The following is a 23,186-nucleotide window of genomic DNA, read 5'->3' as shown; positions in this document are numbered from 1 at the left end:
CATATAACTGTCGAGCTATGAGTTAGTCAAGCGGGAAGGTCTGGACAGGGTGATTTCGTCCCGGGAGCCATGGGGCTGGGGGCGTGCCGTCATTTGGTGGTCGGCGATTCGACGAGCCGCACCCGCGTATCGGGTGCTCCTGACGGCGGCTGGAGCCTGATGAGATTAAGCTGAAACCCAGCTTATCGAAATCCCCGCGAAGGCGGGGACCCAGTACGCCGCAGCGCAAGCGGTTGATCGGCAAGCTAATTCGAGTTTGTGAATACTGGATCCCCGCCTTCGCGGGGATTTCGCTTAGGAGTTAGACCCGGGCGCTAACGCGCCCGGAACAGCACCGCGCTTTATTGCGGCGACAGTTCCTGGCGCAGCACTTCCAGCGCATCGGCATTTTCCTGCACGGCGTTGCGCAGCCTGTCCTTCAACACGCGCTGGGTGCAGGGGGCCAGATACCAGGCCAGCGGAATGTTCGAGCAGGGCGTCGCATTCTGCTGGCCGAAGGAAGGGTCCCACTGGAAGCCGAGGAGTGTCGGGTCGATGCGGAAGGCCTGGCGCAGCGTCTCGGCACTGCGCTGGTCGCGCGACTGCAGCAGCGCCTTGATATGGGCGCTGAGTTCAGCGCCGCGCGGGGCCTCGATCGTGGTCATCGTCATGCCGGCGCCCGTGCTGATCGCCAGGGCGTCGTAAATGCTCGGCACCTTCTCGCCGAGAAAGATGATGCGGACCTTCACGCGCAAATTCTGCGCGGCGGCGATGCCGTCGATGGCCAGCTTGACGGCCTGCGCGGTGCTGAGGCCGGAGCCGTCGAAATAGGCGCCGTCGACGAGGCGGATGCGCGTACTGCCGCCGACATCGTTGATAAAGCCAGCCGGCAGCGCGATCGGGAAGCGGGCGCTGAGGCTCGCCGCATCGATGACATAGATCGAGCGGTTCTGGAAATTCGGGCTGTTTCTGGCGGCGAGGCTGTTGGCGTAATAGATGGCGTCGAGATTGGAGAGCACGACCGGCGAGCCGCTATCGACTTCGGTGGCGTTGAAGATCAGCATCGGAATGTCGCCGGCCGGGTCCCAATAGGCGCTGATCTCGCAGCGGGAGAAAAAGCGCCATTGCGAGCATTTGTCGGTGGGGGACGGCCGCAAGCGCCGCATCACCGAGGGCCGCCGCTCCGCCGTGCTCCGCAGCGCCGAGCGCCAGTTTTCGCCGATGGCCTTGCGGAAGGCTTCGGAGCGGTCGAAGGCGGCCACCGAGAAGGGCAGGATGCGCTGCAGCATGTCGGGGAACAAGCCCGCACCGACGATGGTCGAGACCAGATCCTGCGAGAAGAAGGCGTCGAGGATCGGCGTTTCCTTGTAATCGGCGGGCGTGCCGGCCGCCTCGATGGCGGCGCAGGCCGCCAAGGCCTGCGGCTCCAGGCTCTGCCGCTGGGCGGCGAAGGCGAGCGCGCCGAGGCCGCCGCCGGAGACGGAGCTGATGGCGAAGATGTGGTGGGCAAAGGCCGGGCATTTCTGCTGCAGCACATCGAGGAAATAGGCTGTGCGCATCGCCGCGTAGGTGCCGCCGCTCGCCGAGGCGACGATATAGACGGGATAGTCGTGATTGGCGAAGGCGGCGCGGTCGCGCCGGGCGTTGAGCCAGCTCAGAAATTGCTGCTCGCCCTTAATGGCCGGTGCCGGGATCTGGCGCGCCCGCACGGTATGGTTGTCGTTGATGCCCCAGCTATTGAGCGCCAGCACCCAGAGCAGCAGCAACCCGGAGAAGGGAATGCCGGTCGCCCGCCCGAAGTAGAACAGCCCGCCGACAAAGGCGTAGGCGAGCAGCAGGTAGAGAACGAGCGTATTCGTCGTGCCGATATAATTGAACAAGTTCGCCGGGTAATAGGCGAAGAGCAGCGACAGGCCCACGAAAGCGACGATCGAGCCGAGGAACAGCGTCAGCAGCAGCCACGGCCCGATCTGCCGGTCCGGATGCCGGAAGAAGCGCCAGGCAAAAAAGGCGGCGAACAGGCCGGTCTGGGCGACGATCAGCAGAACGAATATCGGGAAATTGCTCACCCAGGTCAGGCTGGGCGGAATCACGGTCAGATATTTGACCAGCAGGATCGCCGGCAGGGCGACGACCACGGCGGCCGCGATGGCGAAACGCAGGCGCGGCGGCTGGACCGAGTGGAACAGTTTCAACGTCATGACATTGGCGATGACGCTCCACACCGCGAGGAGCACGAAGAACAGCGCGATCTTGGGCAGGTAATGGCCGCAGCTCACATTGCCGGTGACGCTCGGATCGAGCGCCGCCGCCTTGCCGACGCTGCTCCAGAAATCCGCCTTGCACTGGATCTCGATCTCGTTGATGAGCTTGGCGATCTCACTCGACTGCGCCCCGAGGAAATCGAAGAACATCGCCAGGGCGAGGAAGCCCAGCACGGCGGCGGGCAGGATGAACAGGATCAGGTCCTGCGAAAAATGCCGGGCTGCGCTGGAGCCGGCTGGCGTGATGTCGTTCATATCCCCCACCCAAACGACGCGAATTCAAAGACGCGAGACTTCAGAGCACGATCAGGACGGCAGATGCCGGATTGCGCGGCAAATCGTGCGGACGCAGGAAAAGGCAGCGGCGCGAGCGCGCCGATCGGGATCTAGTCGTGCAGGCAAATGATGGAAAAGGTGCTGCCGCCCTGGCTGCGGTCGATCAGCACCTTATTGGTGTTTTGCGGGCATTGGGTGTCGCTGGCCTGCTGGTCCTGGCATTGCCAGCTCACCTTGGTGTTGCCGATATCGACCGAGCGCGACTCGAAGGGCCGCACCGTCAGCGTCCCGCCCGACGCCGTCACCGTGACGGCCCCTGTGCATTTCTGCCGCTCATTGCCGAGATATTGCTGGGCCGAGGCTCCTCCCGCCGGCGGGAGATGGAACAGCAGGGTACAACTGAGCAAGAATAGTGCCCGAATGGAGAGTTTTACGCCGGGTACCATGGTGATTTCCGTCAGAAGGCAGGTTGAAACCGCGTCACAATGAACCAATCAGCGAAATCTGTCATCCGGTGAATCTGGGCATATCCCGGCTTAATCGCGGCTGAACGGGCGGTTACGCCCGGTATTATCGCGCTGTATCGGCGCCGCGGCGCAGATTGAGCGAGGGCTCGTCCGGATTGATGCCGAACTGGACGAAGCGCTGCCATACCTTCCAGCGCAGGGTGTCGGCGAAATCGGCGTTGCCGGCGGCCGGTCTCGGCGCTCCGGCGCAATCACGGTAGGCCAGATAGATGACGATGGCGCGCAGATTGCCGAAGCCGAGGCGGCCGGTATGGCGCTGCGGCGGGGGCAGCCCTTCCGCCTCGAAAATCGCCTCGGCGGCGTCCTTCATGGCGGCGGTCGGCTCCTCGGCGATGCCGATGCCGGGCAAATGCGGCATGGCGAGGCGCGGCGTCTGCGGCAGGAAATGGGACGGATGGGCGCGTTCATAGCGCGCCAGATGGCCGAGCACGCGGCTGCGATCCTCCTCGCTCTCCAGGTAGATGACGATGTTGTCGGTGCGCCCTGCCCCCGAGAACGGCCCGGAGATTTTTGCGCCGACAACGCCGGGAAAGGCGGCGGGCCGGTCGACGATCTGGCGGATGACGAAATCCAAGACGTCGCCCGCATGGGCCTGCGCGGCGTTGATATAGATGCGCTGGGCGATCCGCTCCCGCTCGGCGCCGGCGCGGCTGAACAGGAAGCCGTCATCGGCCGCCTTGAACACCGTATAGCCGGGCAGCGGATCGCCGGCGAGGATCGCGCCGAGCAGCGGCTCGCCCGGCGCGTGCAGAGACTGGCTCAGCATATCGGCGTCTTGCGGCCGGCCGCGCGCGGCGTCGCGGATGCGGGCAAGGCAGGCGAGCGGCGCCTCCAGGTCGGGCAGGAAGTTTTGCCGCGCATCCGGGCGGCGGTGATGGCGGTGGATGCTGCGGGGGCTGACATCGCGGCCGTCGGCGGCGACGCGGTGCAGCAGATCGGCAAGGCGCTCGGCCGAGCTCGGCGCGGTCTCGGTCCGGAAGGTGCCGGGGATCTTGAGCTCGGGAATGGCGCGGACAGCAGCCGCAAGGCGCGCGAGCGATGCCGGATCGCCGGCGAAAAAGGCCCGGTAAAGGTCGTCGCCGAGCGCGTCGAAGAGCGGTTCGGCGAGCCGGGTGATCTCGTCGCGGGGCGTCAGGCGCGGGCCGCGCTTGTGCTCGAGATAGCGCGCATAGCCCCCGGCGGCGGCGAAGGGCTCCGGCGCGTCGGTCTTGAAGGCGAGATAGGCGGTCGCCGCCTCGCTGATGCTGGCGCCGGCATCGCCATGCAGACGGTAAGTGCTGAAGATCGCGGTGAACACCTCCGACCGGGTGGAATGCGCCAATTCGTGCATGATCGGTTCGCGGGTGGTGGCCTGCGCCCGGATGTGGATGTCGCGGGTGCGCGGGTGCATGAAGGCCCGCAGATCGTGGCGGGCGAAGCCCTGCGGGCCGCTCAGCGCGCGCCATGCGGCGAGGAAGTCCTCGGCGGCGGCCAGGTGGATGCGGTTGTAGCCCGCCGTGCTCGCGGCAAGCCATGGCGCGTAGCGCCGCCGGAACGCGGCATCGGGGCGGGCGGGGCGTCCGGCGGGCACGCTCACGGGCGCGCGCCCGTCGGGTGGTTCGGCCGGACTTTCCGCGCCCGCGATGCCGACAAGGCAAGGGCCGGCACCCTCCAGTGTCACGATGACGGGCTCGAAGCCAAGCCGCTGAAACAGGCCCGCCGCCTCCGGCGACGCAGCGGGACCGGCCGACTCCGCCGCCGCCTCGCCGTCCGGCGTCCCAGGCTGGCCGGTCGAGAGGTTGTACCAGCGCCCGTTGCGGAAGGTGAAGCGGGCGAGGTCGCAGAGGCGGCCGGTGCCGCGCACCTCATCGGGCGGCAGCGCAGTCACGGCCGGGGCCGGCTCAGGGGCCGGAATCGCGGGCTCGCCGGTCGCGGCGTTGAACCAGTTGCCGTCGCGGTAGACATATTTGTTGCGGTCGCCGGCGCGGCCTGTGCCGAGGGCGGGCTGCGCCGGCGCCGCCGTCTCCATTGCGCTATAGAGCTGGCCCATATCGCCGAGCGCGGCGAAGATTTTTGCCCGGATGTCCGTGCCGAGCTGTTGGATCGCTTCGTCGACCTCCGGCGGCTCGCCCCCGTCATTCTCCGGCGACTCTGGCTCGGCCGGGGCGGGGGCCTGCGCAGCCTGCTTCCGGCGCTGCTGGTCATGCTGCGAGCCGCCGCCGTCCTCCTCCTCCGTGCCGGAGTGCTGCCTCGATGCCCGGCCGGGCAGAGGCATGATATCGAATAGCGGCTCGACAGAATCGCCGATTCGCGAAATCCCGGACATCACCACTCCCCCTTAGCAGGCCATCTCAGCGGCGGAAAGCAACGCTTGCGGACAATGATAATTATGAATCCACAAAGCTTCAATCATAAAATGCATATAAATCGTCGATAAATTATCAACGATTTGCCTCTGTTTGCCCCCCGAATATGGTGAGAACATGGAATGCGGGTTTTCGCCGCCGCCTTGCAGGCACCAGATTGCTTTACGTGATGACACCATGCCGATAGCCTGCCGGTCTGCGTTCGCCGCGAATGGCGGGGCGCGAAGCGTCGAGGACAGATAATGAGCGACAGACGGCGAGGCCTATCCGAAACCCCCATGGCGCGGGCCATGTCCGGCGAGATCCGCCACGATTGGACGCGGGCCTCGGCGGAGGCGCTCTATGACGCGCCGTTCAACGATTTGCTGTTCGCCGCGCAGACGGTTCACCGACGCAATTTCGACCCCAACAAGGTGCAGAAGAGCCAACTCCTGAGCATCAAGACCGGCGGCTGCCCCGAGGATTGCGGCTATTGCAGCCAGTCCGCCCATCACAAGACCGGCGTCAAGGCATCGAAGCTGATGGACGTCGAGGCCGTCACGGCGGCCGCCAAGAAGGCGCGGGACAGCGGGGCGACGCGCTATTGCATGGGCGCGGCATGGCGCAGCGCCCGCACGCGCGACATGAATGCCGTCTGCGCCATGGTGAAGAACGTCAAGGCGCTCGGCATGGAGACCTGCATGACGCTCGGGATGCTGTCCGACGAGGATATCGCCAAGCTGAAGGATGCCGGGCTCGACTATTACAACCACAATATCGATACGTCCGAGCGCTATTACGCCGAAATCATCACCACCCGCAGCTATGCCGACCGGCTGGAGACGCTGGAGCGGGTGCGCGAGGCGGGCATGAAGGTCTGCTGCGGCGGCATCGTCGGCATGGGCGAGGAGGCGGGCGACCGCGTCGACATGCTGGTGACGCTCGCCAATCTGCCGGAGCATCCCGAGAGCGTGCCGATCAACATGCTGATCCCGGTCGCCGGCACGCCATTGGCCAAGGCGGAAAAACTCGACCCGATCGCCTTCGTGCGCACCATCGCCACGGCGCGGATCATGATGCCGCAATCCTTCGTGCGTCTGTCCGCCGGGCGCACCGCGATGAGCGACGAGACGCAGGCCCTGTGCTTCTTCGCCGGGGCCAACTCGATTTTCGTCGGCGACCGGCTGCTGACGGCGGGCAATCCCGATGTCGACACCGACGCAGCGCTGTTCGCCAAGCTCGGCATCGCCGATTTGCCGCGCCACGAGCTACCGGCTTGACCTCGATTTACGAGGTCTATGAAGACGCGCTGGCGGCCCTGGAACAGCGCGGCCGCAAGCGGGCGCTGGCGCCGCGGCGGGGGCTGGACTTCGCCTCGAACGATTATCTCGCCTTGAGCGAGGCGCCGGAGATGCGCCGCGCGCTGCACGAAGCGCTCGAGCGGGGCGTCGCCGTCGGGGCGGGGGCGTCGCGGCTTTTACGCGGCAATCATCCCGAGCACGAGGCGCTGGAGGCGGAGGCGGCAGCGTTCTTCGGCGCGGAGCGGGCGCTGTTCCTCGGCGGCGGCTATGTCGCCAATTTCGCGCTGCTATCGACGCTGCCGCAGCGGGGCGATCTGCTGGTCTATGACGCGCTGATCCATGCCAGTTCCCATGAGGGGATGCGGGCGGGCCGGGCGGAGCATATCGCCGCCGCGCATAATGATGCGGGTGCGATCGAGGACGCCATCGCGGGCTGGCGGACGGCGGGCAATAAGGGCCGCGTCTGGATCGCGGTGGAGAGCCTTTACAGCATGGATGGCGACCGCGCGCCGCTCGCCGACATCATCGCCATCGCCGACCGGCATGATGGCATCCTGCTGATCGACGAGGCGCACGCGACCGGCGTATTCGGGCCGGAGGGGCGCGGGCTCGGCGCGGATTATGAGGGGCGCGAGAACGTCATTTCGGTGCACACCTGCGGCAAGGCGCTCGGCGCGTCGGGGGCGCTCATCTGCGCGCCGGCGGTGCTGTGCGATTTCTTGGTCAACCGCTGCCGCGCCTTCATCTATGCGACCGCGCCGTCGCCGCTGATGGCGGTGGCGGTCGGCACCGCGCTGTCGCTGCTGCGCAGCCAGCCGGAGCGGCGCGCGCGCCTGCACGGCCTGATCGAAATGGCCAACCGGCGGCTGGAAGCGGAATGCGGCGTTCCGGGCAGCGGCTCGCAAATCCTGCCGGTGATTATCGGTCCGGACGCCGAGACCATGGCGCTGGCGGCAAGGCTGCAAGCGCGCGGGCTGGACATTCGCGGCATCCGTCCGCCGACCGTGCCCGAAGGGACGGCGCGGCTTCGTATCGCGCTGACGCTGAACGTTAACGAGGCCCAGACGGCCGCCATGCTGGACGCGCTTGCTGAAGAGATGCGCGGGCTGGCGGCGGCATGAGCGCCCGCTTCGTCGTCACCGGCACGGATACCGGCATCGGCAAGACGGTGTTCGCGGCGGCGCTGACGCAGGCGCTGAACGGCGTGTATTTCAAGCCGGTGCAGGCCGGGCTGGACGAGGAGACCGACCGCGAGACGGTGCGCCGGCTGACCGGCCTCGGCGAGACGCATTTCCGGCCCGAGATCTACCGGCTGCGCACGCCCGCTTCGCCGCACCGCGCGGCGGAGATCGACGGGATTGAGATCGATCCTGACGCGCTGGTGCTACCCGCCGCCGAGGCTCCGCTGATCGCCGAAGGCGCGGGCGGGCTGTTCGTGCCGCTGACGCGGACGACCCTCTATATTGACGTCTTCGCGCGGTGGAATGCGCCGGTGATACTGTGCGCGCGCACGGCGCTCGGCACCATCAATCACACGCTGATGTCCGTCGATGCGCTGAGGCGGCGCTCGATCCCCATCCTCGGCGTCGCCTTCATCGGCGAGGCCAATGCCGATACGGAAGCGACCATCGCCGCGATGGGCGGCGTGCCCCGCCTCGGCCGCCTGCCGCCGCTCGATCCGCTCGGCCGCGAGACGCTCGCCAACGCCTTCGCCGCCAATTTCCGCCTCTCCGATTTCGCGGGCGCGGCGCCATGATCGGCTCGCCCATCTGGCACCCCTTCACACAGCACGCGCTGACGCCAGACATGCTGGCCATCGCCAGCGCCGAGGGCGCCTATCTGCACGGCGCGGACGGACGCCGCTATCTCGACGCCATCTCCTCCTGGTGGGTGATCACCCACGGCCATTGCCATCCCCGCATCACCGCCGCCATCCGGGCGCAGGCCGAAAAGCTCGACCAGATCATCTTCGCCGGCTTTACCCACGAGCCTGCGGAAACCCTGGCGCGGCGTCTGGTCGAGATCACCCCGGCCGGGCTGGATTACGTGTTTTTCTCCGATAGCGGCTCGACCAGCGTCGAAGTGGCGCTGAAGATGGCGCTCGGCTTCTGGGCCAATCGCGGCGCGCCGCGCCAGCGCATCCTGATGCTGGAGCACGCCTATCACGGCGACACCATCGGCGCGATGTCGGTCGGCGCGCGCGGCGTGTTCAACCAGCCTTACGAGCCGCTGCTTTTCGCCGTCGAGACCATCCCCTTCCCCGCCGAAGGCCGCGAGCAGGCGACGCTCGACGCGCTGGATGCCGCCTGCCGGACCGGCGGCACGCCCCCCGCCGCCTTCATCGTCGAGCCGCTGGTGCTCGGCGCGGGCGGGATGCTGATGTACAGGGCCGAAACGCTGCGCGAGATGAAGCGCATCTGCGAGGCGTCGGACGTGCTGTTCATCGCTGACGAGGTGATGACCGGCTGGGGCCGCACCGGCACGCTGTTCGCCTGCGAACAGGCCGGCATCGTGCCCGACATCGCCTGCTACGCCAAGGGCATCACCGGCGGCGCGCTGCCGCTCGCCGTGACGCTCTGCGCCGCGCGGATTTTCGACGCCCATTATTCCGAGGACCGGCGGAAGACCTTCTTCCATTCCAGCTCATACACCGCCAACCCCATCGCCTGTGCCGCCGCGCTGGAGAATCTGCGCATCTGGGAGGACGAGCCGGTGCTGTCGCGCATCGCCGCCGTCGAGGCGATGCACCGGCGGCATCTGCCCGCAATGGCCGCGCTGGACCGCATCGAGGCCGTGCGCTGCACCGGCAGCATCGCCGCGATGGACCTGCGCACCGACGCGCCGGGCTATCTCGCTGACATCGGCCTCGACATGCGCCGCTTCTTCCAGGGGCGCGGCCTGCTGCTTCGCCCGCTCGGCAACACGGTCTACATCCTGCCGCCCTACTGCGTGACGAAATCTGAAATAGATGGTGTGTACTCTGCAATCACCGACTATGTGGCGGAAATGATGCGCAAGCAGTAACCCACTCTTGTCATCCCTGCGAAGGCAGGGATTCAGTACTCCGCAGCACTGTGGTGACGCAATGACTCACCAACCTTGACCTTTACTAGGTCCCCGCCTTCGCGGGGATGACAAGAATTGTCGTCAATCAGACGCCATGCCCGTAAACCGCGTGATGAAATCCGCGATCGCCTCGATGTCGTTCAATCCGAACGATGCCAAGCCGCCCGCATCCACCGGATGATCCGCCGCAATCGCCACGACGCCCGGCACCGCGCCGGCGAGCGGCTCCTGGCTGGCGCTCTCGCGGCGGCGGACTTCGATCTTCGCGTGATCGTGGGTCTTGAAGCCCTCGATTAAAATCAATTCTGACCCATGCAACCGCGTCAAAACCTCATCCAGGCCGGGCTCCTCCTCGTCGCGCAGCTCCCACATGATGGCGACCCGCTTGGACGACACCACCGCGACTTCGCGCGCGCCGGCCTCGCGGAATAGGTGCGAATCGCGGCCCGGCTGGTCGACATCAAAGCCGTGATGGGCGTGCTTGACCGCCGCGACCTTATATCCGCGCGCGGCGAATTCGGCGATCAGACGCGAGGTCAGCGTCGTCTTGCCGGAATTCTTCCAGCCGACGATGCCGAAGACGGGCGGGCTCATAGCGGGCGCTCGCTTGCAAATCTCTCGGCCATGGCAAGTTCCTCCGGCGTGTTGACGTTGAAGAACGGATCGACGCCGCCGCGTCCGTCGTCAATGAGCGGAAACGTCAATGTTTTGTTGGGGTTCCGCTCGATCCAGCTCTGGATGCGTCGCTCGCCGGACGCCAGGAACGCTGCGAGTTCATCCGCCAGCGCGACCGGCCAGAGGCCGCTGGCGAAGTGTTCGCGCCCGCCCGATGCGGCGATGACGACCGTCGCGCCATCCGGTCCTTCCGCGGCCAGCGCATCGACATAATTCTCCGGCAGCAGCGGCGTATCGCAAGGCGCGGTGACGACCCAGCGCGCCTCCAGCCGATGCTCCGCCGCCCAGCGCATGCCCGACAGCAGCCCGGCCAGCGGCCCGGCATAATCGCCAAAGCTGTCCGCGACGATGGGCAGGCCGAATTGCGCGAATGCGGAAGCATCGCCATTCACATTCAGCACGCAAGCATCCACATAAGGCGCGATGCGGCCGATCACATGCGCCACCATCGGCCGGCCGGCGAGCGGCATCAGCGCCTTGGCCCCGCCGCCCATGCGCCGCGACAATCCACCCGCGAGGATGATCCCGATTATGCCCGTCGCCATGCCTTCGCTTTGCATCGCATCCCTTGCCTGCTGCGCACAGACGCCAAGACGCGGCTGGATTATGCGCCGCGCGATTGCTACAACGGCGCCAGATTTCATTGAAGCTTAAAGCCGAGACCCATGCAAAAAGTTAAAGACGCAGGCGCACCCGCAGGCGGCAAGCCTTCCGCCGCCGCCAAAGCAGACCCGTCCGCCCCGGCTGGCCGCGACTGGAGCGAGACGCTGTTCTTGCCCAAAACCGACTTTCCGATGAAAGCCGGCTTGCCAAACCTTGAGCCGCGATTGCTGCAGCGCTGGGAAGAGATGAAGCTGTTCCGGCAATTGCGCAAGGCCGCCAAGGGCCGCGAAAAGTTCATCCTGCATGACGGTCCGCCCTACGCCAACGGCCATTTGCATATCGGCCACGCGCTGAACAAGATCCTGAAGGACACGGTCGTGCGCTCGCAGACCATGCTCGGCAAGGATTCGAACTATGTGCCCGGCTGGGACTGCCACGGCCTGCCGATCGAATGGAAGATCGAAGAGCAGTACCGCGCCAAGGGCAAGAACAAGGACGAGGTCTCGCTGATCGAGTTCCGGCGCGAATGCCGCGAGTTCGCGGCGAAATGGATCGACATCCAGCGCGAGGAATTCAAGCGGCTCGGCGTCGAGGGCGATTGGGAGCATCCCTATCTGACCATGAGTTTTGACGCCGAGGCGACTATCGCCAACGAGATCATGAAGTTCGCCATGAACGGCGCGCTCTATCAGGGATCGAAGCCGGTGATGTGGTCGGTGGTCGAGCGCACCGCGCTGGCCGAGGCCGAAGTCGAATATCACGAGCATGTCAGCCCGACGATCTTCGTGAAGTTCCCGGTGGCTGCGCTGGCGGACAAGGCCGGCTCGCCGCTTGCCGATGCCTCCGTCGTGATCTGGACGACGACGCCCTGGACAATCCCCGGCAACCGCGCCATCGCCTATTCGCCCCGGATCGCTTACGGCGTTTATCAGGTGACGGCGTCGCCGGACGACAATTGGGCCAAGGTCGGCGAGAAGCTGATCGTCGCCGACGCGCTGGCCGAGAACCTGAAGGGCGCCGCCCGCATCGAGGGCTGGGAGCGCGTCGCGGATGCCGATCCCGCCGCGATCAAGACGACGCGCCATCCCTTCCACGGCAAGGGCTATGATTTCGAAGTCCGCCTCTATGCGGGCGACCACGTCACCGACGACACCGGCACCGGCTTCGTCCACACCGCGCCCGGCCATGGCGCGGACGACTACGAACTCTATATCAAGAACAAGAAAAGTTTTGACGAGGCCGGCATCCCCGAAGTGCCGCATACGGTCGGCGAGGACGGCTTCTATTTCGAGCATGTGCCGATGTTCGGCGGCGCCAATCCGAAGCGCGTCATCGACGACAAGGGCAAGTTCAGTGACGCCAACGAGGCCGTCATCCAGGCGCTGATCGAAGCCGGCGCGCTGGTGGCGCGCGGGCGGCTGAAGCATCAGTATCCGCATTCCTGGCGCTCCAAGGCGCCGGTGATCTTCCGCAATACGCCGCAATGGTTCATCGCGCTCGACAAGCCGATCAAGGTGAAGGGCGTCAAGGGCGCCAAGACAATCCGCGAGCTGGCGCTGAAGGCCATAGAGGATACCCGCTTCGTGCCTCCGACCGGCCAGAACCGCCTGCGCGGCATGACCGATGGCCGTCCCGACTGGGTGATCTCGCGCCAGCGCGCCTGGGGCGTGCCGATCACCGTCTTCGTGCATAAAAAGACGGGCGAAGTGATCCCGAATGCCGGGTTCGCCGGCGCATCCGAGCTGATCAGCCGCATCGTCACCGCCTTCGAGGACGACGGCGCTGACGCCTGGTTCGCCGAGGGCGCGCGCGAGCGGCTGCTTGCCGGGCTCGTCTCCGACCCGGCCGAATGGGACAAGGTCGACGACATTCTCGACGTCTGGTTCGAGTCCGGCTCGACCCACGCCTTCGTGCTGGAAAAGCGCAAGGATCTCGGCTCGCCCGCCGCGCTTTATCTCGAAGGTTCCGACCAGCATCGCGGCTGGTTCGCCTCCTCGCTGATGGAGTCCTGCGGCACGCGCGGCCGCGCGCCCTTCGAGGCGGTGCTGACGCACGGCTTCATCCTCGACGAGAAGGGCGATGAGAAGATGTCCAAGTCCAAGGGCAACGTGCTCTCGCCCCAGGACGTGACCAAGCAGTCCGGCTCGGAAATCCTGCGGCTGTGGGTGGCCTCGGCGGACTATTCCGGCGACATCCGCTTCGGCCCCGGCATCGTCCAGGCGAGCACGGAATCCTACCGCAAGCTGCGCAACACGCTGCGCTTCATGCTCGGCAACCTCGCGCATGACCGCTCGGACCTGCACGTCCCCTATGCCGAGCTGCCCGAGCTGGAGCGCTTCATGCTGCACCGGTTGTGGGAGCTGGATAGCGTGGTGCGCAAGGCATACGAGAATTTCGACTTCAAGCGCGTGTTCTCGTCCCTGTTCAACTTCAGCACGGGCGACCTGTCCGCGCTCTATTTCGACATCCGCAAGGACACGCTCTATTGCGAGCCCGCCTCCAGCCTGAAGCGCCGGGCAACGCTCACCGTACTCAACGAGCTGTTCACCTGCCTGACGACATGGCTCGCGCCGATCCTCTGCTTCACCTCGGAAGAGGCCTATCTGGCCCGCTTCCCGGAGGCGAAGGATTCGGTGCATCTGAAGACCTTCCCGGCCATTCCGGCGGAGTGGAGGGACGAGGCGCTGGCCGAGAAATGGCAGGCGATCTGGAAGATACGCCAGGCCGTGACCGGCGCGCTGGAAGTCGAGCGGCGGGAAAAGCGCATCGGCTCGAGCCTCGAGGCCGCGCCGACGATCTACATCGCCGACGAGGCGCTGTTTGCGCTCGCCAAGGGCGAGGACTGGGCCGAGATCGCCATCACCAGCGCTGCGGCGCTGGTCTCGGGCAAGCCCCCCGCCGGCGCCTTCACGCTGGACGAGGTGGCGGGCGTTGCCGTCGTGCCGGGTCTGGCCGAGGGCCGCAAATGCGCGCGCTCCTGGAAGATCTCGCCCGAGGTCGGCTCCGACCCGGAATTCCCCGACCTCTCCCCGCGCGACGCCGCCGCCGTGCGCGAGTTCGATGCCTCGCGAGGGGCGGCTTAGGCCCCTCCATCGTCGTCCCGGACGACCGCAGGCCGCAGGCCGAGCCGGGACCCAATGGCTGATCCGCGAGCACTGCGGCAAGTGGATAGGCGAGTAGGCCCCGGCTCTTCGGCCGGGGCGACGGATGTGAGGTGGAGGCGAGTCAGGAGAAGCACCCATGATCGATCCCGCGCTGGCGAGTTTTCCGCTGCCACCGTCCGCAAAACTGCTCGGCTGGCGCCTCATCTCCGTCGATCCAGAGGCGGGCGAGCTGGAAGTCGGCTTCGAGGGGAAGCCGGAATTCCTGAACCCGGCCGGTGTCGTGCAAGGCGGCATCCTCACGGCCATGCTCGACGACACGATGGGGCCGCTGATCCTCATCATGACCAAAGGCCGCCTCTTCGGCGCGACCATCGAGCTGCACACGCAGTTCCTGCATGTGGTGCGCCCTGGCCCGATCACCGTCAAGGCGCGCATCACCCAGCTCGGCAAGCGCATCGCTTTCGTGGAAGGCCAGCTCTTCAATCCCGAGGGCCAGCTCGCCGCGCGCGCAACCGCCAGCGCCTCGCTCATCGAAGGCCTGCTGCCTCCGGTGCCGGCGCGCTAAGGACGACACACTGACTTTGCGCGCCTAGAACGAATCGGCACTCCCGCTCTTCGCGCCCTCGCACGCTCCTAACACGGAATCCCCGTGAAAGCGGGGATCCAGTACGGCGCAGCGTAAGCGGTTGCGCAGAAAGCCAATTTCGAGCTTGTGAATACTGGATCCCCGCTTTCGCCGGGATTTCGGTCGTTTAATCTTGTCTGCCTTCAAACCGCTGGCGAACCGCGTCCCAGACGCTGCGCCCGCGCGCCGTCGCAAGTCGGCCGAGCGTGACCGTGCGCTGGTGGAACGGGCCTTCATCGGCCAAGTGCTCGTTGAAATGCTCGAAAACCAGCCACGCCATCCCCCGCGCCACGATCGCCATGAACACGCCGGCAAAAACGATGTCGCTGAGGAAATGGCCGCCCGCCCCGATGCGCAGCAGCCCGGCAAAACTCCCCGCCGCGATGGCTGCGAGGAACAAGCGCCGCCGTCGTCCCGCCTCCGCCAGCAGCGCGATCGCAAATCCCAGCATGAAGATGTTTGACGCCTCGCCGCTGAAGAAGGAGCAGTTGCGCTCGCACTGGTCGGTGCGCAAGAGCGGCGGGGTGAACTTCTTCTGGCCGCCGAATTCGACGATTTGCACCGGACGGGCGCGGTCCCAATGGTCCTTGAAGAGATTGGTGGTCAGCCCCGGTCCGACCAGGATGCAGAGCGCCACATAGGCCCAGGCGGCAAGCCCGAGACCCATCAGCTTGCGGCTGAAAAACGCCATGGCGATGAAGCCGGCGATCGCCCCGGCGCAGGCGAGGAAAAACAACCCCCGCACCAAATTGCGCACGACTTCGCCCGCGCTCGGCCGGCTGAACCAGAATTTGTTGTCGCCGAGATAGAAAATCTTCGACACCGCCAGATCGATGCCGGGAAAGGCCGAAAAGATGATCGCCGCCGCCAGCCCGACGGAGGCGGCGATGCACAGCATCGAATAGGCGGCGTGCTCCGTGATCGGGGAGGCTTGCGGATTGGTCGGGACCATGCTCATCGGGCGGACTCTGGTAAAGAATAATAAAAGACTTGGCGGCTGCGGATCAAACCAGCCGGAATTTTTGCCTCGCCGAGCAGCGTGCCGCCCGGCGGCGGGTCGCGGTCGAAGCTGACGAGCATGACCGGGCGCGGCGTCGTTGCATCGAGCGGATGGGTCAGCTCGAAATGATCGCCTGGGGGGCCGTCGCCGCGCATCGCCACCACTGGCAAGCCGTCATCGCGCAGGTAATAAAGAAGTTCCGCCGCCAAGGCGCGCTTATCCGTGGCGATGGCGCGGAAGCCGCCCTCCCGCGCCTTGAGCGCCGCCCCCTCCGCCAGCACCTTCCAGCCGAGCACACGAGCATAAGGATCGATTCGCCCCAGCGTCACCTGCCCGGCGAACATGCCGCCGAGCCCGATGATGATCGCCGCCGCGATATGGATGGCCAGCGACGTGCGGAACAGCCGCGTCCAACCCTCGCGGGTCAGCGCGGCGGTAATCAGCACCGTCCCGGCGATATAGGCGAAAGCGGCCCAGTTCGCATGTGCCCTCGATAGGAAGGCCTGCGCCGACATCAGCAGCAGCACCGGCAGGGAAAAGGCCAGCAGCAGGCGCTCTGCGTCGCCCGCCTCGGCGCGCCGCTCGGGATCGCGCAGCCAGTTCAGGCAATAGATCAGGTATGAGACGAACAGGATGGGGCCGAAAACGCCGAGCTGTCCGCCGATGAATTCCAGCGCCTCATTGGGATGCACGAGCGAGCGGCCCCAATTGGCGTTGTCGGCGGTGTGGTTGAGGGTGGCAAAACCGTGCTGGGCGTTCCAGACGATATTCGGCGCGATCATTGCCGCGCCGATGGCGAGCGCCGCATAGAGCCGAGCGTCGCGCAGCAGCGCCCGCCCCTGGCGCGTCCACAGCGCGTAGACCGCGAGGCAGAGCAGGAAATAGCCCATCGCATATTTGGCGAGCAGCCCGAAGCCGATGGCGAGGCCGAGCGTCAGCGCCCAGACCCAGGACCGGTCGCGTTGCATTTTCACGACCGCCAGGAGTCCAAGCGCGACGAAAAGCAGCAGTGGCGCATCGGTCGAGATCAGGCTGGAAGAGAGGGAAACGCCGGGCAGCGTCGCGTAAGCCAGCCCGGACCAAAAGCCGATGCGCGCATCGTAAAGGCTGCGGCCGATGGCGTAGACCACCATCGCGGTCGCGGCATGGAACAGCGGCGAGGGCAGGCGGATGCAAGCTTCGCCCTGGCCGCAGATCTCGGTCGCGCCGCGGATGATCCAGCCGATTAGCGGCGGCTTGGAGTAATATCCGAAGGCCAATTCCCGCGACCAGAACCAGTATTGCGCCTCGTCGAAAAACAACTCGGCATTCGACGCATAAAGCGCGATCACCCGGAAAAGCGTCAGCCCGGCGACGCATAGAAGCAGCGCCGCCGCGTAACTATCCCCAGCTTCGCGCCGCGCCCTGCCGGATCTGGCGGGCGCCGTCCGGAGCGGGGGAAATGTGATAACCCATTCTCGACTCAACGAAGTTTTCCATCCTCCGGCGGCATTCCCCGGCCGGGTTAACGCTAACGCGATCTGCCACAATTCTCCCAAGCGGAAGCGTTATTTATCCGGTTGTGCTGTATCGCGAAAGCCTGATATTGGAGCTTACGGGCACGGCACTTCCGGCGCAAATCCGCTCCGGACGCATGAAGAAGGGGCGCCGATGAGCGTTTCGGTGGTCATTCCGGCTTTGAACGAGGCAGGCAATATCGGCCGTCTGGTCGAGGAAACCTTTGCCGCGATTCCGCGCGAGCGCCTCGCCGAAGTCATCGTCGTCGACGATTGCAGCGAAGACGCGACCGGCGACGAGATCAAGGCGCTGATCCGCACCTATCCGACGCTGCGCTATCTGCGCCACGGCGTCCGCTCCGGGCAGAGCACCGCTATCCGCAACGGCGTGCTGGCCGCCAAGGGCCCGATCATCGCCACCATGGACGGCGACGGCCAGAACGACCCGCATGACATTCCCAATCTCTTGAACCGGCTCGGCGCCAGCCTCAATGAGGGCCCGGCGCTGGTCGGCGGCGTCCGGGCGAAGCGCCAGGCGGTCGGTTCGCGCAAGCTGGCCTCGGTGGTCGCCAACGCCATCCGCAACGCCGCCTTCAAGGACAATTGCCCCGATAGCGGCTGCGGCATCAAAGTGTTCTGGCGCGAGGCGTTCCTGCGCCTGCCGTTCTTCACTTCGATGCACCGCTTCATGCCGGCCTTGTTCCTGATGGCCGGCTACAAGGTCGGCTACGAGCCGGTGAACGACCGGGCGCGGCTGGTCGGGCAGTCGAAATACACCAATTTCGGCCGGGCGCTGACCGGCATCTATGACCTGTTCGGCGTGGTCTGGCTGCGCAAGCGCACCAAGGTGCCGCCGATCGTCGAGGACAGCGCGGCCGTGCGCCATGTTCCCGACGCAGTGTCGGCGCGGGAAGAGGCGGCGCGCGCGCGTCAGGCCGCCGGAGAATAATGCACAATCGCCATTGCGATGGCGGATCGAAGCGAGAATTCCGATGGACTATTCCAAATTGGTGCTGTGGTGGACCAGCCAGTCGACGGCGGAGTTGATTTGGCTGGGAGTCGGCTTTGCCGCTCAGGCAATGTTTTCCATGCGCTTCATCGTGCAGTGGCTTGCGAGCGAGAAGGCCCGCCGCAGCGTCGTACCCGAGACCTTCTGGTATTTCAGCTTCATCGGCGGTCTGATGCTGTTCATCTATTCCATCTACCGCATGGATCCCGTCTTCATTCTGGGCCAGGGTTCGGGCCTGTTCATCTATGCCCGCAACATCTATTTCATCCGCCGCACCAACCGCGAAAGCGCGGCCGTGGTGCAGCCTGGGTATAATCCCGCAGCCGAATAAAATTCACCCGTTGGGGGTTGCGCGGTGCCCCCGATTCGGTTACACAGCACTTCTCGCCGATCGACGACAACCCAAATTTTTTCGACCGGATACGCTGCCTGTTCGTTGCAACGGGCATTTGGATGCCCATCTCTTTGTTGAGAATGGCACATTGGCGCGGGGTGGAGCAGCCCGGTAGCTCGTCAGGCTCATAACCTGAAGGTCGCAGGTTCAAATCCTGCCCCCGCAACCAATTTAAGCGATTGAAAATAAACGATAATTCTGGCTCGCACCAAAGACCCCATGGCGTTAGTTTTTGAGCTTGGGGAACAGCTGGGGCACAAGCTTGAAAAATTCCTGATATCCACAGGATTCGCCGACAAACCTATCTCGGCCCGTTTCGCACCAAGTCAATCGCGGAAACGTCCAGGGTCCTCGACAAATCCTCCTATGCATCGACCATCGGCGCGTTTTATTCCGGCCCATACCGACATAGTTGCGGTTCAGGAAGGCAACCTTGGAGGTTTGTGCGGTATCGCCGGTCGCTCCTGCTCAAGCGGACTGCTTGAGCCGAGGCAGTAGTCCAGCGCGGTTTCTTGCCCTGCATCTTGCCACTAGACCATACTGCTCATCCCGCCGTTCATCCCCGCCCAGAAACGTCAACTTCGTCAATGTACGGGTAAGGAAGCCCGTGCAGCCGGGCATTGCTCCGCTGCAACAGCCGACTTTCCGTTCAGGCCAGTTTCTCAAGCGTAATCGGAAGGCTGCGCACGCGTTTGCCCGTCGCGTGGAAGACGGCGTTTCCAATGGCTGGGGCTACCCCCACGACGCCGATCTCGCCAACGCCTTTCCCCCCAAGCGCGCTTGCCTGGAAGTCCGGAATGCCGACTGAAATCACTTGGACGCCAGGCACATCGGCATTTACGGGAACGGCATAGTCCGCAAAATTCGCGTTCACGGTGCGTCCGTCTCGCTGGTCGACATGTCCTTCTTCAAGCAGCGTCTGTCCAAGACCCATGATCATGCCGCCGATCCACTGGCTTTCGGCCAGCTTCGGATTGAAAATTCTTCCGCTGTCGAACGCGGCAACCATACGTTTGACACGGATCGTGCCGAAGTCCTCGTCGACGCGAACTTCCACAAATTGGGCGCACCAGCTATGGGCCGAGACACCGCCTTCCAGGGAGGCTTTCATTTGAGCAAAACTGCGGTCCGCGCCGTTTTTCATCTCCTCGGAGGCGCCGGGGGCGAAGGTGTTGCCTTCAACCTCTAATGTGTTTCTTCCTACAGCTTTCAACAGATCCGCGATGCTGATGCCGCCGGACGGTCGACGCGTCGGACGGACACGTCCGTTTTCGAGTGTGAGCTCCGTTACCTTCGAGGCTGCCAACGGCGACTTTGGATCAGTGGCTGCCAGGGACAGCAGGGCGGCGCGAGCATTTTTCGCCGCCCGGTCGACGGCGCCGGTCAGATTGTTCGCTTGCTGGGAGCCGCCAGCGAGCGCCGATCTGGGGAGGATGGTGTCGCCCAGGCGGACCGCGACGGTCTCGGCAGGGACGCCCAGGACATCGGCCGCCGTTTGGGCGAGAATCGTATAGGTGCCCGTTCCAATGTCGGTGCCGCCACTGAGGACTTCGATTTGCCCACTGACATGGAACACGATCTTGGCCTCGCTCGCGGTGCGCAGCATCGGATAGGCGCCGCTGGCCATACCAAAGCCGATTAGCTCGCGGCCTTCGCGCATTGAACGGGGTTTGGGATTTCGCTTCCACCACCCGATGGCGTCTGCGCCAGCCGCATAGGCTTCCCGTAGCTGCCGGGTCGTCCACGGCAGCTTGCTGCTGGGATCAATGTCCGCCCAGTTGGCAAGGCGCAGCGTGATCGGGTCCATTTCCAGCGCGTAGGCCAATTCGTCTATGGCGCATTCCAGTGCATAGGCGCTGGGGTTTTCACCGGGGGCCCGTTTCCAGCCGGGCTGGACCGTATGGACAGGCACGACGTTCAGACGCGACGACAGGTTCGGCGTGGCGTACATGATCTTCGTCACATTGTTGCACGCCTCGACATGGAGTTCGTCGATCGCCGTCTCGTTCCAGCTCTCATGCACGATCGATACAATTTTTCCTTCCTTCGTGGCGCCGATCGACAGGTTCTGCCGTGTCGCCGGGCGGCCGCCAAGGCCGGTAAACGTCTGTGGACGCGTCAGGGAAACCTTGACGGGCCTGCCGAGCTTGCGCGAGGCGGCGCAAGCCAGCCCGACATGGGGATGCGCGCCGATTTTAGAGCCGAAGCCGCCGCCCACGTAAGGCGAAATCACCCGCACATCCTCAATATCGATGCCGAGCCAGTCCGACACGACACGCCGCGCGCCGCCAACCCACTGACTGGGCTCCCAGACGGTCATCTTCCCATTGTCCCAGGATGCGATGCAGGCATGCGGCTCCATGGGCACGTTGTATTCGCGTGACGTCGTGTAGGTGACGTCAACCTTGACCTCGGCATTGGCGAGCGCTGTCGCCGCATCGCCCCACGCGGCAGCCATTGCGTCGATTGGCTGCGACTTTGCTTTGGGGTCGTTGAAGTCGACAATCGCGTCCCCGGCCTCATACTCGACCTTGAGAAGACTTGCCGCTTCCATGGCCTGTTCAAAGGTTTCCGCAACGACGAGCGCGATATGCATGCCGTTAAATCGGATTACGTCGTCCTGGAGCGGGGTAAATTCCTCGGTGGCTCCTCCGCCCTTGCTGTAAACCGTCGGCTTGTTGAGCTTCAAGGCGTTCTGCGGAGTATAGACATCCACGACACCCGGCAGGGCCTTGGCGGCCGAGGTGTCTATGCTGACGATACGGCCCGCCGGCCGCGTCGATTGAACAGTGACGCCATAGGCCATGTTCTCGAGCTTCTGCTCGATTGCATAGCGTGCTTGCCCGGAGACTTTCAACGGGCCTTCGGCGCGTGACAGACGCGCACCCAGTGCAGGGCTTTGGGATTTGGCAGGGTTGTTTGCCAAAGCTTTTTCGCTCGATAAGTTAACCCCAGCGGTAGCCGCAGCGGCTGCGCCCACTCCGAGTTTCATGACGGTGCGGCGATTGAGTTCAAACGCGTTGTTCTGTGTCATGAAATATCTCCAACCGTCATCAGGGCGCGTGCCACGACCTTGGGTACCAGCGCGATCTTGAACGCGTTGTGTCCGCTCGACTTAGCGCCTTCAACGGCCGCTGCAGCGGCAGCCCGGAGCGTTGATTCGTCGAGCGTCTTTCCCTTGAGCGAAGCTTCGACAGCGCGCAGGCGCCATGGTTTGGTGGCGACCCCGCCGACAGCGATGCGCACGTCGCGAATGGTCCTGCCATCGGCCTCCATCTCGATACCGACGGCGGCGCTGGCTGCCGCAAACTCGTAGGACGCGCGATCTCGGACCTTGAGGTAATGCGAGCGTTTTAGCGCAGCCGAACGCGGGATCTCGATCCCGACGATCATCTCGCCGGGCGACAGTGGGTGCTCGAGATGAGGGGTTTGTCCGGGAAGCAGGTAGAATTCATCGATAGGGATGCGGCGGGCCACCGTTCCTCGGACGAGGACATCGGCATCGAATGCCACAAGGGAAACCGCAAAATCCCCCGGATAGATGGCGATACAGGCGTCACTGGTGCCGAGGACCGCATGATTGCGGTTGATACCCTCGATCGCCGCGCATCCGGAGCCTGGATTGCGCTTGTTACAGTTGGAATAGGCGCCGGGGTCGCGGAAGTACGTGCAGCGGGTTCGCTGCATCAAGTTGCCGCCGATGGACGCCATGTTGCGCAATTGCGCCGAGGCGGCGCGCCACAGGCTTTCGGAGAGAACCGGTGCGGCCTCCCTGACGCCTGCGTGGTCCGCGACCTTGCTCATCTTCGCGAGGGCACCGATCCGGATGACATCCGCCGACACCTCGATCGTGTCTAAGCCGGAGAGGCGCGTGATATCCACCACACGGGCAGGGCGCTCGACATTGAGCTTCATGAGATCGAGGAGCGTGATGCCACCCGCGAGGAATTTTGTCTCGGGCTTGCCGGCTTCAGCAATCGCTGCAGCGGTGTCCTGGGCGCGGAGATAATCGAACGGTCTCATAGCGCTCTCTCCGTCTTGAGGCGGCTGGCGGCATCGCGCACCGCGGCAACGATATGCGGGTAAGCGCCGCACCGGCAGATATTGCCGCTCATATACTCGCGAATATCGTCGTCGGTGCCGGCGTGGCCTTCGCGAATACAGGCGATGGCGGACATGATCTGGCCCGGCGTGCAATATCCGCATTGGAAGGCGTCGTGCTCGATAAAGGCGGTTTGAACGGCGTGCATCACACCGTCGGCCGTCTGCAGGCCCTCAATCGTTGTCACCTGACGGCCCTCGACCTGGGCCGCCAAGGTGAGACAGCTTAAGACCCGCTCGCCATCAACGTGAACTGTACACGCTCCGCATTGGCCTTGATCGCACCCCTTCTTCGTTCCGGGCAGATCTGCATGCTCACGAAGTGCGTCGAGCAATGTCGTGCGTATATCGAGTTGGAGGTTATGGCGCTTGCCATTGACCTCAAGCGATAATTGACGGGCGGCTGACATCGCGTCTCCTTTCGAACCCAGGTTCGATGATC

General features: G+C 64.9%; 18 protein-coding genes and 1 tRNA gene. 9 read left to right on the top strand and 10 right to left on the bottom strand.

Features of this window, described 5'->3' with window-relative positions:
* Nucleotides 1-341: 341 nt before the first annotated feature.
* From BLEFHOIH_RS07665 to BLEFHOIH_RS07655, 3 genes are all read right to left on the bottom strand, one after another.
* Entirely contained in the window at nt 342-2,498 is a 2,157-nt protein-coding gene (locus BLEFHOIH_RS07665) for a hypothetical protein (RefSeq protein ID WP_088344029.1), read from the bottom strand.
* Between the two features lie 131 nt (nt 2,499-2,629).
* Nucleotides 2,630-2,926: a hypothetical protein gene (locus tag BLEFHOIH_RS07660; protein ID WP_088344027.1), complete on the bottom strand. Its 297-nt coding sequence runs from the start codon at nt 2,924-2,926 to the stop codon at nt 2,630-2,632.
* Between the two features lie 163 nt (nt 2,927-3,089).
* Entirely contained in the window at nt 3,090-5,351 is a 2,262-nt protein-coding gene (locus tag BLEFHOIH_RS07655) for a T3SS effector HopA1 family protein (protein WP_088344025.1), read from the bottom strand.
* 330 nt (nt 5,352-5,681) lie between these two features.
* Between BLEFHOIH_RS07655 and bioB the strand changes: the two genes are divergently transcribed.
* From bioB to BLEFHOIH_RS07635, 4 genes are read left to right on the top strand one after another with little or no spacing between them, the layout of a single operon-like run.
* A complete protein-coding gene (gene bioB / locus BLEFHOIH_RS07650) occupies nt 5,682-6,650 on the top strand; it encodes a biotin synthase BioB (protein ID WP_245296905.1) in 969 nt (322 codons plus the stop codon).
* A gap of 5 nt (nt 6,651-6,655) precedes the next feature.
* Nucleotides 6,656-7,792: an 8-amino-7-oxononanoate synthase gene (locus BLEFHOIH_RS07645; RefSeq protein WP_088344320.1), complete on the top strand. Its 1,137-nt coding sequence runs from the start codon at nt 6,656-6,658 to the stop codon at nt 7,790-7,792.
* Nucleotides 7,789-8,427: a dethiobiotin synthase gene (bioD, locus tag BLEFHOIH_RS07640; RefSeq protein ID WP_088344022.1), complete on the top strand. Its 639-nt coding sequence runs from the start codon at nt 7,789-7,791 to the stop codon at nt 8,425-8,427. Before BLEFHOIH_RS07645 ends, bioD begins: the two co-directional genes overlap by 4 nt.
* On the top strand, nt 8,424-9,695 hold the full coding sequence (locus tag BLEFHOIH_RS07635; protein ID WP_088344020.1) for an adenosylmethionine--8-amino-7-oxononanoate transaminase: 1,272 nt from the start codon (nt 8,424-8,426) through the stop codon (nt 9,693-9,695). The genes bioD and BLEFHOIH_RS07635 overlap by 4 nt, the downstream gene beginning before the upstream one ends.
* A gap of 123 nt (nt 9,696-9,818) precedes the next feature.
* Here BLEFHOIH_RS07635 and mobB read toward each other — a convergent pair whose 3' ends face one another.
* A complete protein-coding gene (gene mobB / locus BLEFHOIH_RS07630; protein WP_088344018.1) occupies nt 9,819-10,331 on the bottom strand; it encodes a molybdopterin-guanine dinucleotide biosynthesis protein B in 513 nt (170 codons plus the stop codon).
* Nucleotides 10,328-10,957: a molybdenum cofactor guanylyltransferase MobA gene (gene mobA / locus BLEFHOIH_RS07625; protein WP_088344318.1), complete on the bottom strand. Its 630-nt coding sequence runs from the start codon at nt 10,955-10,957 to the stop codon at nt 10,328-10,330. Before mobA ends, mobB begins: the two co-directional genes overlap by 4 nt.
* 120 nt (nt 10,958-11,077) lie before the next feature.
* Between mobA and ileS the strand changes: the two genes are divergently transcribed.
* Nucleotides 11,078-14,098, top strand: a complete 3,021-nt coding sequence (gene ileS, locus BLEFHOIH_RS07620; protein WP_088344016.1) for an isoleucine--tRNA ligase — start codon at nt 11,078-11,080, stop codon at nt 14,096-14,098.
* Between the two features lie 157 nt (nt 14,099-14,255).
* Nucleotides 14,256-14,684, top strand: a complete 429-nt coding sequence (locus tag BLEFHOIH_RS07615; RefSeq protein ID WP_088344014.1) for a PaaI family thioesterase — start codon at nt 14,256-14,258, stop codon at nt 14,682-14,684.
* A 187-nt stretch (nt 14,685-14,871) separates the two neighbouring features.
* Here BLEFHOIH_RS07615 and BLEFHOIH_RS07610 read toward each other — a convergent pair whose 3' ends face one another.
* Together BLEFHOIH_RS07610 and BLEFHOIH_RS07605 are read right to left on the bottom strand one after the other, a co-directional pair.
* The gene (locus BLEFHOIH_RS07610; RefSeq protein ID WP_088344012.1) at nt 14,872-15,702 is read right to left on the bottom strand and encodes a phosphatase PAP2 family protein; all 831 of its coding nucleotides are present in this window, start codon (nt 15,700-15,702) and stop codon (nt 14,872-14,874) included.
* Nucleotides 15,699-17,210, bottom strand: coding sequence for a glycosyltransferase family 39 protein (locus BLEFHOIH_RS07605; RefSeq protein ID WP_170937047.1), 1,512 nt, complete (start codon nt 17,208-17,210; stop codon nt 15,699-15,701). The genes BLEFHOIH_RS07610 and BLEFHOIH_RS07605 overlap by 4 nt, the downstream gene beginning before the upstream one ends.
* Before the next feature lie 184 nt (nt 17,211-17,394).
* Here BLEFHOIH_RS07605 and BLEFHOIH_RS07600 point away from each other — a divergent pair, with 184 nt between their 5' ends.
* The 3 genes from BLEFHOIH_RS07600 (at nt 17,395) to BLEFHOIH_RS07590 (ending at nt 18,812) form a co-directional block, all read left to right on the top strand.
* Nucleotides 17,395-18,189: a glycosyltransferase family 2 protein gene (locus BLEFHOIH_RS07600; RefSeq protein WP_088344008.1), complete on the top strand. Its 795-nt coding sequence runs from the start codon at nt 17,395-17,397 to the stop codon at nt 18,187-18,189.
* A gap of 43 nt (nt 18,190-18,232) precedes the next feature.
* Nucleotides 18,233-18,580, top strand: coding sequence for a lipid-A-disaccharide synthase N-terminal domain-containing protein (locus tag BLEFHOIH_RS07595; protein WP_088344006.1), 348 nt, complete (start codon nt 18,233-18,235; stop codon nt 18,578-18,580).
* Nucleotides 18,581-18,735: 155 nt separating this feature from the next.
* Nucleotides 18,736-18,812: transfer RNA gene (locus BLEFHOIH_RS07590), tRNA-Met, on the top strand.
* A gap of 480 nt (nt 18,813-19,292) precedes the next feature.
* On the opposite strand, the gene BLEFHOIH_RS07585 is transcribed toward BLEFHOIH_RS07590, so the two are convergent.
* Genes BLEFHOIH_RS07585 through BLEFHOIH_RS07575 form a run of 3 tightly spaced genes read right to left on the bottom strand, consistent with a single transcriptional unit; the run spans nt 19,293 to nt 23,154 of the window.
* A complete protein-coding gene (locus tag BLEFHOIH_RS07585) occupies nt 19,293-21,677 on the bottom strand; it encodes a xanthine dehydrogenase family protein molybdopterin-binding subunit (RefSeq protein WP_088344004.1) in 2,385 nt (794 codons plus the stop codon).
* A complete protein-coding gene (locus BLEFHOIH_RS07580) occupies nt 21,674-22,666 on the bottom strand; it encodes a xanthine dehydrogenase family protein subunit M (RefSeq protein WP_088344002.1) in 993 nt (330 codons plus the stop codon). Before BLEFHOIH_RS07580 ends, BLEFHOIH_RS07585 begins: the two co-directional genes overlap by 4 nt.
* Complete coding sequence (locus BLEFHOIH_RS07575; RefSeq protein WP_088344000.1) at nt 22,663-23,154, bottom strand: (2Fe-2S)-binding protein; 492 nt, start codon at nt 23,152-23,154, stop codon at nt 22,663-22,665. The genes BLEFHOIH_RS07580 and BLEFHOIH_RS07575 overlap by 4 nt, the downstream gene beginning before the upstream one ends.
* Nucleotides 23,155-23,186 lie beyond the last annotated feature (32 nt).

The sequence above is a fragment of the Rhodomicrobium sp. R_RK_3 genome, assembly GCF_002198715.1.
Classification (GTDB): domain Bacteria; phylum Pseudomonadota; class Alphaproteobacteria; order Rhizobiales; family Rhodomicrobiaceae; genus R-RK-3.
Note: the sequence above shows the minus strand (reverse complement) of the source record. Positions and strands in the feature narration are given on the sequence as shown.

What these genes read in the sequence shown, in the direction of transcription:
- BLEFHOIH_RS07635 (WP_088344020.1), top strand. Translation starts at nt 8,424, where the DNA reads ATGATCGGCTCGCCCATCTGGCACCCCTTCACACAGCACGCGCTGACG.
- BLEFHOIH_RS07655 (WP_088344025.1), bottom strand. Translation starts at nt 5,351, where the DNA reads ATGTCCGGGATTTCGCGAATCGGCGATTCTGTCGAGCCGCTATTCGAT.
- bioD (WP_088344022.1), top strand. Translation starts at nt 7,789, where the DNA reads ATGAGCGCCCGCTTCGTCGTCACCGGCACGGATACCGGCATCGGCAAG.
- BLEFHOIH_RS07665 (WP_088344029.1), bottom strand. Translation starts at nt 2,498, where the DNA reads ATGAACGACATCACGCCAGCCGGCTCCAGCGCAGCCCGGCATTTTTCG.
- BLEFHOIH_RS07595 (WP_088344006.1), top strand. Translation starts at nt 18,233, where the DNA reads ATGGACTATTCCAAATTGGTGCTGTGGTGGACCAGCCAGTCGACGGCG.
- mobA (WP_088344318.1), bottom strand. Translation starts at nt 10,957, where the DNA reads ATGGCGACGGGCATAATCGGGATCATCCTCGCGGGTGGATTGTCGCGG.
- mobB (WP_088344018.1), bottom strand. Translation starts at nt 10,331, where the DNA reads ATGAGCCCGCCCGTCTTCGGCATCGTCGGCTGGAAGAATTCCGGCAAG.
- BLEFHOIH_RS07585 (WP_088344004.1), bottom strand. Translation starts at nt 21,677, where the DNA reads ATGACACAGAACAACGCGTTTGAACTCAATCGCCGCACCGTCATGAAA.
- ileS (WP_088344016.1), top strand. Translation starts at nt 11,078, where the DNA reads ATGCAAAAAGTTAAAGACGCAGGCGCACCCGCAGGCGGCAAGCCTTCC.
- BLEFHOIH_RS07575 (WP_088344000.1), bottom strand. Translation starts at nt 23,154, where the DNA reads ATGTCAGCCGCCCGTCAATTATCGCTTGAGGTCAATGGCAAGCGCCAT.
- BLEFHOIH_RS07580 (WP_088344002.1), bottom strand. Translation starts at nt 22,666, where the DNA reads ATGAGACCGTTCGATTATCTCCGCGCCCAGGACACCGCTGCAGCGATT.
- BLEFHOIH_RS07600 (WP_088344008.1), top strand. Translation starts at nt 17,395, where the DNA reads ATGAGCGTTTCGGTGGTCATTCCGGCTTTGAACGAGGCAGGCAATATC.
- BLEFHOIH_RS07615 (WP_088344014.1), top strand. Translation starts at nt 14,256, where the DNA reads ATGATCGATCCCGCGCTGGCGAGTTTTCCGCTGCCACCGTCCGCAAAA.
- bioB (WP_245296905.1), top strand. Translation starts at nt 5,682, where the DNA reads ATGTCCGGCGAGATCCGCCACGATTGGACGCGGGCCTCGGCGGAGGCG.
- BLEFHOIH_RS07610 (WP_088344012.1), bottom strand. Translation starts at nt 15,702, where the DNA reads ATGAGCATGGTCCCGACCAATCCGCAAGCCTCCCCGATCACGGAGCAC.